Below are 12,812 nucleotides of genomic sequence, written 5' to 3'. Positions count from 1 at the left end.
TCAGCACACTAGAACTTCACCGCCAATGAGCCGCCGAACCGCTCCTCGCGCTCGAAGCTGGGTGCATCCTCACCGTTCACATATGTCAAGGCGAAGCTCACCCCCTCCGCGAGACCGAATCTGAACTGGCTGGACAGATAGTTGTAGGCATCGCCGGACTCGGCGAGATAACGGACCTGATCGCTGGCGCTGAGCTCGACATTTGGCAACCCCAGTGCCTCGGCAAGAAAATTCAGCCGCAGCATCGCATCGAGCCGCCCTTCGAACCGAAGGGTATCGTTCACGTCGTCCAAGTCGCCGTTCGATGCGACAACGCCCGCCGCGTCGATGCCGAGGTAGGGGCGCCAGATGAACTGCGCCGCAGCATTTCTGCTGCGCGGGTAAATGATGCCGTTCCCGGGAAGTGAGGTGGTGGGTGTGGTCAGAAGTTCTACGCCGAGGCGCTGGTTGTCGAAATCCCGATCTGCTTCGAGCTTGGCAGCGATGGACCACCAGCTTCCCAAATAGAGGCCGCGCTTGGCGCCGCGCTCGCGCACGCGCTGCTGGTGCGCGCGCACCGCCTGCGCAGCATCCTGCTTCGTGCCTCCGCGATCCCGGACGCCTTGAAAGACAACTGCCGCGTCGAGCGACTCATCTATCAACCAGCCAGACGTATGGTCGGCATCCAGGCCGATACGGAAGCGCCAGGAATCCAGCGCGGTATCCTCTCCGGACGTCAGCTTGCCTTGCACCGAGGTGTCCCAGTACCAGGTCAAGTCGGAGCGACCGTCGAAGCTGCTGCTGCCGCTTGTGACGGTTCTCGGTTCGCCGGTGAGCGGGTCGATTCCCGATCTCTTGACCGCGGCCGAATTCCAGCCAATCAGGAAATTGGCGCTGAGGTCCGTCTGGGTACCCGCTGCCACGTCCTGCTCGAAAGCGAAGGTCGCCGCTTCCGCGGCGGGACCGCTCGTACCGAACTCGCGCTGCATGCGAAAGCCGTGATCCGAGAGTTTCTTGAAGACGCTCTTAGGTTCTTCCGGCTTAGGCTCGGACTCGGGCTCGGGGCTTGACCTGTCGGCAGCCGCAACAGCCGCTGTCGACTGTCCCGATGCGTTCGCAGTCGCGGCGCGGTTGCCGTCGAGCTCGGCGCCTGCCTCGGGAATTGCGGCCAACGCCTGCTGGGCATCGCTCACGGCTTGCTGCAACCCGATTGAATCGCCGTCCGCCTTCGCCTGCTTGACTTGCGCGATGGCCCGCTCGGCTCGGGCGATCAGTTCGTCGGACCGATCCGCCGCGGCCGGGCCTGCCGACAGGGCGGCCAGGGCAATCAACGACGGCAGCCACGTGATGGCTCGCTGCTTGTGCATGCTGAACTCCCTCATTCAGGCCGTGCGCAGGACTCGGCTCTTGACCAATTCCATGACATCGCCAACCTTCTTGGCGGATTCCAGTTCCCCCGCCGTCGCCCCGAGATGACAACCGTGGCGCATCACCCCAGCACGGATCGGGTTAAACATCAGACGTTTGGTTTTGGCGTCCCAGCCGAGTCCGCCCGGGACATCATCGAGCTTGGTGTCATCGTTTATGGTTGTCGGCGCCGCGTGGTCAATCGTGAGGATCGTGCCATACACAATTGCCTCGATATTGGCCTCCGTAATGTCGCAGGTGCGTGCGGTCTCCCGCGAACGGGGTCCGAAGGACATCGGAGCTTCCAGACTCAGCGCCAGATCGTCGGGCTCGACGTCTTGCATCGGGAGCGGCGGACGGTCGGCACCGATCACTCGGCTCAACGAGTGAACGGCCTCGATCAGCAAACGCCGCTCCTGGCTCACCGATGCGAGCTGCTCGCGCAGCTTCGCAATCTCGTATCGCAGCTCGTCTTCTGTCGGTGGACTCGATATCGAATCGGCTGTCAATGGACGGTCGCTGACGGTGTCTGCCGGGCTTGCGGTGGTCATTGCTCGATCTCGACGATGGGTTCGGCCGGCGATGAGCCGGTGAACGATGGGAAAAACCGTACTCGTGACGAGTGAACCTACAGGATTCAGTCCTCGACTACAATCGAACAGCCGCGACGAGGGACAGGTGCTGTCATCTTGGCTTCGGTCAGCGATGCCGCGGTATTCCCACTTGACGAGAACCGGGCAAGAAAACCGGGCACAGATGAGATCATTCCGGTGCAGGGTTACTTGCGTGCGTGGACGGTGTGCGGCATTCCGCGTGCTTGACCAGCACCTCGGCTCTCGCCGGCCTCTCTTCCCGACGCCGCCTCGGGCGCGCAGGGGGGCCGCGATCCGTTACTGCTTCGGGTGTATGGCATAATGTCTGCATTGCAGTTGCTGAAGCGGCAGCTGCACCGGTTCTCACCCGCAGGGCCCGGACATGGTGGCGACATGTTGAGCACAGACGAGCGTAAGGTACTGGAGATCAAGGTCTTGGGCGCGCTGCCCGGCGTTGCCGGATACACAGCCGTCGCCGCCTTCCTCGGCCCAGATCTCGCGCGGCAGATGCCAACATACCTGTATCCGCTGCAGCTGGCCCAATGGATGGTCGAGCAGGCACTCCTGCAGCCCTCGCCGAGCATCTTCGTCAAGATGGTCCGTGCGGTCGATGATCTGGACGCCGGCGCGGCGTCGATCAGCACTCTGGCCAACAGGCTCGACGCCGATCCCTCCGGATGGGTTCCTCTTTCCGACGCGACCAATCCGGACTGGCGCCTGGAGGCGGACCCGCTTGAGGTCGATGAGCTGGGCAGCCCTTTCCTCGACCGGGAAGGATTCCGCCGGCGGCTGCCGCGGCTGGGTGCGGAGCAGGGGCCAGGTTGCCTGCTGGTGCAGGGGGACAAGGGGGCGGGCAAGACCTATCTGTCGCGCTTCTGCCGGCGCCTGAGCGCGCAGCGCCCGGGCCTGCGCGTCGGCTTCGCCGAGATCGGCGGCGCCGGCACCGGACTGCCCCCGCAGGAACCGGCCCTGCGCCTGGGGCTAGAGCTCGGCACCGACATGGCGCGCAGGCCCCGCTCGCATGCCTCCCCGGACAGCTACGCGCGCTACCTGGCGAGCTGGATCGCCGCCTGGACGAGCACCCCGTCCGCGCTGCCGGCCCTGGCGATCCTCGATCAGGAACACGAGACCACGGTCTCGGATGCAGTGCATACCTTCGTGCAGGAACTGGTGCGGCAGATCCAGACCGACCCCGCGACCCATGCACGCCTGCGCGTGATCCTGCTCGGATACGACCACGAGCTGCTGCGGCAGGCGGGGCTTGAGTTCGACGCCTACACCCTCGAATACATCGAAGCGCACCACATCCGGCAATGGCTCGCGCGTCGCTTCCCGGAGAAACCCGAATACATGTACGAGGACGCCGTGGACATGATCATCGCCGAATCCGCCAGCATGGGGGTCGACCGCCTCAGGGGTCTTGCCCTGTGCACGCGCATGGCCACTACGGCCTTCCTCGACTGATGCGCCGATGCGGCCATCCCGGGCCGGCTTCCTGGCCTGGTGGGAGGCCGCGTCGCCATCGCGCCAGGCCCCACCGCCGATCTTGCTTATGAACAGTCGACTCAATCAGCTCGCGTCCCTGCTCCTGGCGCTATACAGCTCCGGGGAACTGGCCCGATTAGCCCGCCACTACATCGGCGAGTCGAGTCTGCACATCCTCGGTGGCAAGGGTGGCATCAAGCGGCAGGTGCGGGAACTGGTGGAATGGCTCGACGCCGAAGGAGAGATCACCGAGACGCTGTTCGACATACTCGAAGAGAACAGCCCTGAGAGAGCCGAGGACATCGCCCGGGTCCGACGCGCGCTTCTCCATGCCGATGCGCCCGACCAAGCCGAAGGCACCAACTCGCCCGAGCCCCAGGCCATCCGGCCTCAAGCCATTCCGGCTGAGCAGGTTTGGTTGGGGCCCGCAGTGGAGGCCGTGAGCCCCGAGCGAGCGGCTTGGCGCTCCAAACTGAAGAACGTCCTGAGCGCGGCCCGCGAACAACCGTCGGAGCCCCGCGATTGGCTCAACGCCGCCGCGGTACTGCCGCGTTTCGACCCGAACCGGCTCCGGCCCATCGGCGGCGACCCCGAGGGACCAGCCACGCCCTCCGATGCGCTCACCGCGTTGGCGTCCTACTGCACCACGCTAATCGACGGCAGCTGGACCCTGCGCCTCGAGCCCCGCCAAGCGGCCATCGCCCGGCTCTGGCGAGACGGCGGTCTGCAAACGGCGCTGTCGGCCAACCCGGACGACTCCCCCCACCGCGACCTGCTCGAACGCCTGGCCCAAGGGGCGCAGATCGGCCGCTCGGACTACAGGGACTACGCACACGTCGCGGCCGCCGCGGAGCTCACGGACTGGTTCCGTGACGTGCCGGCTAGGCCCATCGACGCGGATCTCGCGGCGATCCTGCTTGAGCGCTACCGCACCACCCAGCCCCTGAGCAAGCTTCTCGGAACCCATTTCCGCGGTCGCGATGACGCGTTGGAGACGCTGAACCTGCACGCCCGAGGCCAGTCGGCGCAGCCCATCCTCGGCCTCTGGGGCGTCGGCGGGGTGGGCAAATCCGCCCTGCTCGGCAAGTTTCTGCTGGAGCTGCTCGGAGAGGTCCCGCAATTCGCAGCTTCCAGCGGCGCCCCCGTGCTGCCCTGGGTCTATCTGGATTTCGATGATGCGAGCGTCGACCCGACCCGCGGGCGCAACCTGGTGGAGATCATGGCTCGGCAGATCAGCTGGTTCTACGTGGGGGCCAGCAGCGCGGTGGCCTTCAGCGGACTTGAATCCATCTCCGCCGGCGATCGGTTCTCCTTCACCCCGGACATCGACGACACCAGCCTCGAGGGGCTGCTGCGGGCGCTGGACCAAGCGATCCGGGACGCATCTTGGGACACGCCCGCGCTGCTACTGGTCATGGATACCTTCGAGCGGGTCCAGGCCCGGGGCCGCAGCGTCACTGGCGCGCTGGAGCAATTCATCGCCGAACTCCAGCGCCTGTTGCCCTATACGCGCGTCATCGTCTCCGGGCGCGCGGCCATCCCCGCGGCGCAGGACAACCAGATCCAGCTCGGCGACCTGAAACCCGCGGAGGCGGATGAGGTGCTCCAAGCCATGGGGGTGGACAACGCCGATTTGCGCGCCCTGATCCTGGCGCGCATCGGAACCGGCCCCCTGAACCTGCGGCTCGCGGCCGAGGCCATGGAGGTCGGTCGGCTCGCCGCGGAGGACATGGAGGACTTCTCCCTGGCGGCCCTGGAAACCGGCATCCAGGGGCAGCTCTACACCCGCATCCTAGGCCACATCGACGACGGTGCGGTGCGTCGCCTTGCCCATCCCGGGCTGATCGTGCGCCGCGTCACCCCCGCCATCATCCGCCATGTGCTCGCGGAACTCTGCGACATCGATCCGGGGGACGCCGAGTTGCTGTTTCAGCGCTTGGGCGACCATGTGTCCCTGTTCGAGCACGGAGCGACGGCGCCGGATGAGCCCGCCGCCCTGCGCCATCGTCAGGATGTGCGCGAGATCATGCTGGAACTCATGCTCAACGACCCGGCTTGGCGGGATCGGCTTGCGGAGATCCACGACCGGGCTATCGACTACTACGCGCCCCGCGACGATGCCATCAGCCGCGCCGAACTGCTCTACCACCGGCTCATGCGCGACGACCCGCCCGAGGCCTTGGATTCCCTCTGGGACCGGGAGCTTGAGGCATCGCTGAGCAGCAGCTGGAACGAGCCCCTGCCGGAACGGGCCCGGGCCTGGCTGGGACCGCGCATCGGCCAGTTGCCGCAGGACATGGAGGCCCTGCGGCTCGCCGATTGGGAGGTGGTGGCCCTGCGCGAGTCGCGCGAGCTGCTCGCCATGGGCAAGCCCGAGATGGTGTTGGACACCCTGGCGGCGCGCCGCGAGCGCCTGCCGGGCTCGGCGCTGCACTGGTTCGAGGCCGAGGCCCTGCGCCGCCTGGGGCGCCTGGACGAGGCCATGGACGAATGCCGGCGCGGCATCGACAGCACCGTCGCGGCGAAGCGCTTCGACCGGGCCATGGCCCTGCATCAGGTCGCCGCAGAGATCTCGCTGCAACGGCGCGCCTGGGACGACGTCCAGCGCCACGTCGACCAGGCGGCGCGCATGGCGGCCAATATCCGCTCCGATGCCGGACTGTTGGCCGCGCAGGAGCTTCAGGTGCGCGCCCGCAAGGAGCGCGGCGAGGCTCATGATCCCGACTCGACCCTGGCGCTGGAGCGGACCTACAGCCAGCTCGACGACGACCAGCTGCGTGCCGCGCCGGAGCTGAGCGAGCAGGTGATGCGTACCCTGGGGGCCTATTCCAAGGACATCTTGCGCAAGGCGGCGATGGCCTTCGGCAACCGCTCCGATCAGGAGCTGATCAAGTCCGACGCCTTCCAGCTGGAGGCGTTGCTGAGGTCGGTGACGGCCAGCGCTGCGGGGCAGGATTTGCTCGCGGGCCTCGCCGGCCAGATGGGGCTGTCCAGGGAGAAGTTCGATTTGAGCGATCTCGCCAACAACGCCGTGCACGGCGGACGCCTGGGTGACACGATCGCATCCGTTTTGGATGTCGCTGGTGACGATGCGCAGGTGCGCGAGCAGACCTTTTCCATGTTCCGCGCATCCACCGCAGAAGATGAGGCCCGAGGCGCTGGTGCAGCCAATGTCCTGTTGTGACGGAGCGAGCCCATGAGCGATTGGGAGCGACACCTGCCCGATGCCGACCTGGATGCCGTCCGCAAGGCGGTGATCGACGCCGGACTCAGCACCGGCCCGATCCTGGACGCCATCTCCCAGGTGCTGGCGCCGCTCTACCGCGGCATGCTCCCCGGATTCGGGCTCCCGTCCAACCTGCGCCTGTTTCAAGAGCTGCACGCGATGAACCGCGTGCACAACCTGCGCAACGGCGATGTTCCGCTGGAGCAATGGCTGTCGTCCGCCGTCGCCTTGGCCGGCGACCTGGAGCAGGTGGGCGTACTGGAGCGGGCGCTGGATCGGGTGCGGGACAACGCCCCCGAGCTGCCGCCGGCGGACAAGCGACTGACCGACGCTGCGCAACTCGATCGGAACGTCAGCTTCGAGGCCAGGATCGCGGAGTTCGACGCAACCCTGGAGGTGAAGTATCTCCAGCAGGGCCTGAAGGCGGCGGCCTCCGTGGTCAAGCTGCTGGTGCCGCGCTTCATGGGCGGCAACCAGACCTTCGGCGCCGGCCAGGAACCGCTGCTGTCCGGCGGCACCGGTTGGCTCATCGGGCCGGGTCTGTTGATCACCAATCACCATGTGATCCATTTCCGGCGCACCGGCTTCCTCGCTGAGGCGGACGCGACGCCCGAGGACCTCGCGCTGCAGGTGCAGCACACCGAGGTGCTGTTCGACTATCTGCAGAAGGACCATCCCTCGGCCAGCTGCAAGCTCGGCCCGAGCAGTCTGCTGGCCAGCGACAAGACCTTGGATTTCGCCATCCTCAGGCTGCCCCCCGAAGCGCCGCAACGCGATCCCCTGCGGCTGCGTTCCGAACCGATCCGCAAGCGCATGGACGCGGCCCTGAGCGCCTGCGTCAATATCCTGCAGCATCCGAACGGGGAGCCCATGCGTCTCGGCTTCCGCGACAACTTCGTCGTCGTCGGCGACGACGATACGCTGAGCTATCTCACCGACACCGACTTCGGCTCCTCCGGCTCGCCGGTCTGCGATGACGCCTGGTGGGTCGCCGCCCTGCACCGGGGCTCCCGCGAAATCGCCGGCCTGGGCATCGAGATCCGCGGTCGTCCGGTGCGCCGGGAGAACTACGGCGTCCCCATCGCCAAGCTGCTCGGGCGGCTCGCGCAGGATCATCCGCCCCTGCATGCGGAGATCCTCGCGGGCCAGGCTTGAGCGGCCTGGCCCGCCGCGGGAGATCCGTCTCCCGCCGCTCGGCGGCGCTCAGAGCAGCAGGTCCGAGGGCGCGCCGATGCGCCGCGTGGCGCTCGTGAAGACCGCCTCGCGATCCAGTTCCGCCCCCATCGGATCGGAGTCGCGCAGGGCGCCGAAGTCGAGCCCGGCGGCGTCCTCGATGCGGGCGATCTGGACCTGATAGGTCTCGTACTTGCCGAGCACGAAGGCGGCCTCGGTGAGATCCCGGATCATGCGGCCCTGGGTGAGCACATAGCCGGTGGCGCTGAGCTTGCCGGTGTCGGCGTTGACCATCACGGCGATCTTCCAGAACTCCTCGGGGATCGGGATGTCCTCGGCGCCGTCTTGGGACCTCAGGGTGCGATCCGTGTCGCGGAAGATCGGACCGGTGAAGACGCTGACCTTGAAGTCCTTGGTCTCGGCGGCCTCCAGGATGTAGTCCTCCAGGCCGAGCCAGTCCTTCTGGTTCAGATCCTTGTGCTGCGGTGCGCTGTTCGTGTAGTGGAAGGTGTCGATCTCCGCCTGCTGCGCCTCCTCGCGGGTGGCGCCCCAGCCTGGATCCCGGCGCCGCACCAGGTGCCCCCGATCCAGCGGGTTGTGGCGATACAGCTCGTTGCCGATCTGATGTTCAGGGGCGAGGCGGCCGTCCAGGCTCCAGGTGCCCTGGCGGCGCAGCCGGAAGGTCTTGTCGCCGTCGATATTCACCGCGGTCAGCAGGGGCAGGCGGCGCGAGGCCGACTGGATCACCGAGAAGTTGCGGTACCTCAAGACCCCATCGTCGCTGTCGGAGACCGGCGCGACATCAGGCGCATGGGCACCCAGCCCCGGCAGGGGGACGCTGAGATCGCCGCTGCCGAGGAAGTCCGCCGCGTAGCCGTTGCGTCCCGCGAAGGCCTCCGGCCTGCTGGTGGGGGCCTCGGTGGCCAGATCCGCGGGCACGGTCACCCCGATCCTGGTGCGCGCCAGGGCCGCGGCCACCACATCCGCCGCGACCGAATAGTTGGTGTCGCGGAAGGCGCCCGCGAAGTGCAGGCCGACGGCCTTGCCGCTGGCCAAGTCCAAGACCGGGCTACCTGAATTCCCGCCCAAGGACGTGTAGTCGCCCAGCACGATCACACCATCGGAGCGATGATCCATGACGATGCCCGGCGAAAAGCGCTTGACGTCATAGACCCCTTCGAACAGGCGCTCCATGAGCACCGGATCATTGCGCCCCCCGTCCCAGGCCGGATAGCCCACCGCCGCCACGGGCTGCTCGGGCTCGGTGCTGCCGGTGAAAAGCTCCAGCGGCTTGAGGTCGTCGCGGGTCTCCACCCGCAGCAGGGCGATATCCGGCTCCCGCGGACCGGCGATGTAGAGCACCTCCAGCACGTCGGCGCGCCGGTTGATCCCGGAGGTGCGATGCTGGCGCACATAATTCATCCGCGCCTCCATCTGCTCGTCGAAGGCGCCCTGCGCGAAGCGGTAGCGCCCTATCCAGTCCTTCTCGGTGAAGATCTCCGCCACATGGCGATTGGTCACGACGATATCCTCGTCCACCAGCCAGCCTGTGCCGCCGTAGCTCAGCGTTCGGTGGTTAACCAGGTCCACGCGACCGACGCCGCGGGCAATGGTCTCCAGCGCCTCCTTATTGGCCTCCAGCACCTGCGCATGATCGTAGGCGCCGGCGATGAGGATCTCGTCGTCCTGGATGAAATAGGCCGGGCGCAGCCGATCGAGGATGATGGCCTCCATGTAGTCGAGCATGCGCGCGTCGGCTTCGCCGCCAACGGACTCTGGGCGGCGGCTGCCGCGCAGCACCTCCAGCGCCAGGTCGGGGCTATCGGCGGAGCTCGATTCCAGGCCGAAGGACTCCGCCGCGACCTGCTTGGCGACCTCCTCCAGTTCCTGCTCGAAATTGCCGGCAAACCTGCGGATCGAATCAATTTGTCTCATGGCATCACTACCTCGCTGTCTTGGGTTAAGACTCTGTGACTAGGGCTCAGTCTATTTCCGGATTCCTTACCACTTGGGTGACCGAAAACGCCTTGGAATGACCTCTATCCCCCTGACGGTGCTAGGCGAGGAGTGGCGCCCAATAGCATATCCTCCGTTCGAGAAGGACCAAGCGAATGGGAACATTACCTCCCTTCGAGCGTTAACTCGGTTGCCGAATGTTCCCTCCACCTTGAACCTCGTCTCTAAATGCCTTGCTTCTCCGAGCCAGGTCGTACCGGGGGATCATCTAAAGACTTTTCGATGCACCTTTGGGAAAGGGAAAAGCGCCTTTTTCATAAGGACAGAAACCTACCTCGCTCGAATTTTTGGCGGTACGAAGTTGGCTCCCATTTGGTACAGACTCTTGGTCATTGCACGTCGCACCAGGATGCGCTGTGCCTGCTCGACAATCTTGGTGGGCATGAGGCCCGATACCTAGCACCTGCGCACGCATCAGAGTTCTCTTCACTACCTCGACACGTTCTGACGAACTTAGCAAACCGCGAATCAAGCTTAGGTGGGATCATCGGTCTCGACCGACGTGTGCCCGTGACTTCCGGACGTTTCGCCAGGGCCGGTTGGCATAAGGAACCTTGCCTCCACCTCGTCAACTGGATAGTAGCCGCTGTGTACCTGAAACTGCCCCGCCGCCCTCACGTCTCCTGAAGCGCCATCCACTGCAACGAAGCTCGCAATCGCTCCACCAGATACGTAGAATGGGAGACTGCCAAAAAAGGTCCACAGGTTCTTTTTCGTGTAGTAGCCACCTGCTGACAAATTCAGTCGCAAGAACAACGCGTAACTACCGCTTTTCAGCGCGTCCGATACGGCCTTCTGAGTCATGACCAGTTCGGCGGCGGGCACACCGTCTTTATCGCTTTTTGCCAAGCTTTCCAACAGGTCGTCAAAACGCTTCTGCGCCGCCGAATACGCATCCCCCGTTTTGGTGTACAGGCCTGAGATTTCGTTGCATTCCGCCTTTCTCAATGCGTCCGTTTCCTTGTCGGCATCCGCCTTCCAACGCTCTGACTTGTTCTTGGCGTCTCTCTGCTCTGCGAGTGAGTTCCAGCGAATCTCCTGCAGCGGAGAGAGTTCGCCGGAGAGTCGCGTGTCGCTCGTGAATCCGTCCGGGGGCTCCTGCGGCCGGACGGACTCGCTCCTTGGCGACGACCTGTTTTGGCCCCGGTTCGCCCCGCTCCGGGCCGCGCTGCGCCACGACGTGCGCCCGAGGGGCGCGGTCGGGCTGCGCACGGCCCTGCGACGAATGGCTTGACGGCGTGTCCGATGCGCTTTGCATACCGCCTCCGCGGCTTCGCGACCACGGCCGCTTCGCCACTACGGCGCCACGCACGCGCCGACGCCTACCGGGGGCCGCTCGGCCTCGCTCCGCTCTCCATGCCTCGCGGAGCGGAAAGTGTTGTCTCGCTACCCTGAGGAACCCATCGGTTCGGAAACCACGAGCCCTGTAGTAGCCCTGCAACAGATACAGCAAGCAAATCGTCATCGCTGCCGGCCACAGCCTCCTGCCCAAGCTTATAGTCCGATTGGAAATAGCTCCCGAGCTTCGACCCGAGATCAAGGATTGCTCCGGCGCCCGTCAAGACCGCACCGACGGATTCAACGCCACCCTCTTCCTCTGCGCCTGGACCCATAGGCACCCGCGCCGCGGCGTTGTCTGCCTGCTGCTTGGCTCGTTGCGCAGAATGAAATGCTGCCGCGACGACCTCTCGCTGCAATTGAAACCCCCGCCAGTGGCCCAGATTCGGTCGCTGGGGACCGGCGAAGATGATGTAGCGCTGACCAGCTTCCAACTCCGGCAGAACCTCTTTGATCCTGCGAGCAGCAGCATCGACGGCTTGTGCTGCCAGGAGACCTGCCTCACCGCTTCCCGCCCCAGAATCTGTCGTTACCGTTCCGCTGATCCCGCTGGCGGTAACGGTCCCTAACCTAGCCTTCAGTGCAGAAAGCTCAGCTGCCGCTGCCGCGGACTTGGCGTCGGCGGCAGCCTTTTCCTGCAAGAAGACAGCAGTCTGAGCTTCGGCTTGCGCCTTTGCCTGCGCCGCGTTGCTAAGGACATCGGTGCCCGCTTTGCTGTCGGCGAGCTTCTTCTTTGCCTGCCACTCGTTAAGTAGCGCGTTCGCCAGATCATGCTCCGATTCGGCGCAAGCTATCTGTTCTTTGAGTGCTTTCACTTCTGGGGAGTCGTCAGCCATCGCAATCAGCTCTTATGCGGTTGGTGTCGAAAAAAGCTCCGAAAGGCAGAGCGCCCTATGGCGTTTGCCGACGATCCGCATACCTGGGATGAACACACGTTCCGCCTTACGCCAGGGACCACGCTCAGACGACCAAGGATCCGCTTGCGCCAAGTGCCATAACACTCCTGTAGGTACTGGGGATCGCGCACTGCATCCGGCTCCGTCCCTCGGCTCAGGAAGATGCAAATCTCTGCGGGAAGCCGTCCAACTCCCGTCACATGGGCCGCTGGAGCGGCGCAGTGCACGATCGATCTGCTGAGACCGGGCATGAGAATTCACATCTTGATCCAAAATCAGACCTCTCGGTTCAGTTGGCAGCCGGGCGCGAAGCGCATTATTCGGGACGATCGTCGCGGCGGCTCCGAACTCGGGCTAGACCTGCTCGCACATCTCGTGGCAGGCCGGCTGGAGAAAGCCGATACTTTCCATCAGAAAAAGCGTGGTAAAACAATCACTTCCGAGAGTTGCCGGTTGCGACCTGCGGTTAAATTCGCTGCAGAGCTCCAGCGAAAGGGGCACGGCGAGGCGCAATGCCTGGTGTGCAAAAACGGGCCTTGATCATAACTCCGACCACTTTCTGCTGCGGCCTCCGGCGCTCCAGGCTAAGTCGGTGCTCATCAGACTTTCTGGGGTATCATGGCAAGTATTCGCGGGGCTCGCCAGGTGATATCACGTTGTCGGACGGCATCGACGCCCGTCGCCCTGACCCTGGTGCAG

9 protein-coding genes are annotated in these 12,812 nt (G+C 65.1%); 4 read left to right on the top strand and 5 right to left on the bottom strand.

What is annotated here, in order from left to right; translation table 11 throughout:
- Positions 1-8: 8 nt before the first annotated feature.
- Together LT988_RS24545 and LT988_RS24540 are read right to left on the bottom strand one after the other, a co-directional pair.
- Positions 9-1,346, bottom strand: a complete 1,338-nt coding sequence (locus LT988_RS24545; protein ID WP_232408128.1) for a hypothetical protein — start codon at positions 1,344-1,346, stop codon at positions 9-11.
- Positions 1,347-1,361: 15 nt separating this feature from the next.
- The gene (locus LT988_RS24540) at positions 1,362-1,937 is read right to left on the bottom strand and encodes a hypothetical protein (RefSeq protein WP_232408127.1); all 576 of its coding nucleotides are present in this window, start codon (positions 1,935-1,937) and stop codon (positions 1,362-1,364) included.
- A gap of 435 nt (positions 1,938-2,372) precedes the next feature.
- Between LT988_RS24540 and LT988_RS24535 the strand changes: the two genes are divergently transcribed.
- From LT988_RS24535 to LT988_RS24525, 3 genes are all read left to right on the top strand, one after another.
- Complete coding sequence (locus LT988_RS24535) at positions 2,373-3,443, top strand: hypothetical protein (protein WP_232408126.1); 1,071 nt, start codon at positions 2,373-2,375, stop codon at positions 3,441-3,443.
- An 88-nt stretch (positions 3,444-3,531) separates the two neighbouring features.
- A complete protein-coding gene (locus LT988_RS24530; protein WP_232408125.1) occupies positions 3,532-6,648 on the top strand; it encodes a coiled-coil domain-containing protein in 3,117 nt (1,038 codons plus the stop codon).
- Between the two features lie 12 nt (positions 6,649-6,660).
- Positions 6,661-7,845: a trypsin-like peptidase domain-containing protein gene (locus tag LT988_RS24525; RefSeq protein ID WP_232408124.1), complete on the top strand. Its 1,185-nt coding sequence runs from the start codon at positions 6,661-6,663 to the stop codon at positions 7,843-7,845.
- Positions 7,846-7,893: 48 nt separating this feature from the next.
- On the opposite strand, the gene LT988_RS24520 is transcribed toward LT988_RS24525, so the two are convergent.
- The 3 genes from LT988_RS24520 to LT988_RS24510 form a co-directional block, all read right to left on the bottom strand.
- Complete coding sequence (locus tag LT988_RS24520; RefSeq protein WP_232408123.1) at positions 7,894-9,798, bottom strand: DNA/RNA non-specific endonuclease; 1,905 nt, start codon at positions 9,796-9,798, stop codon at positions 7,894-7,896.
- A gap of 555 nt (positions 9,799-10,353) precedes the next feature.
- The gene (locus LT988_RS24515; RefSeq protein ID WP_232408122.1) at positions 10,354-10,827 is read right to left on the bottom strand and encodes a xanthine dehydrogenase family protein molybdopterin-binding subunit; all 474 of its coding nucleotides are present in this window, start codon (positions 10,825-10,827) and stop codon (positions 10,354-10,356) included.
- Between the two features lie 374 nt (positions 10,828-11,201).
- Positions 11,202-12,053 (bottom strand): hypothetical protein, encoded by an 852-nt coding sequence (locus tag LT988_RS24510; RefSeq protein WP_232408121.1) that lies wholly within the window; start codon positions 12,051-12,053, stop codon positions 11,202-11,204.
- Positions 12,054-12,362: 309 nt separating this feature from the next.
- Here LT988_RS24510 and LT988_RS24505 point away from each other — a divergent pair, with 309 nt between their 5' ends.
- Positions 12,363-12,653 carry a hypothetical protein gene (locus tag LT988_RS24505; RefSeq protein WP_232408120.1) on the top strand — a complete coding sequence of 97 codons (291 nt, stop codon included), beginning with the start codon at positions 12,363-12,365 and terminating at the stop codon, positions 12,651-12,653.
- The last annotated feature ends 159 nt before the right edge of the window (positions 12,654-12,812 follow it).

The sequence above is a fragment of the Thiocapsa bogorovii genome, from assembly GCF_021228795.1.
Taxonomy (GTDB): domain Bacteria; phylum Pseudomonadota; class Gammaproteobacteria; order Chromatiales; family Chromatiaceae; genus Thiocapsa; species Thiocapsa bogorovii.
Note: the sequence above shows the minus strand (reverse complement) of the source record. Positions and strands in the feature narration are given on the sequence as shown.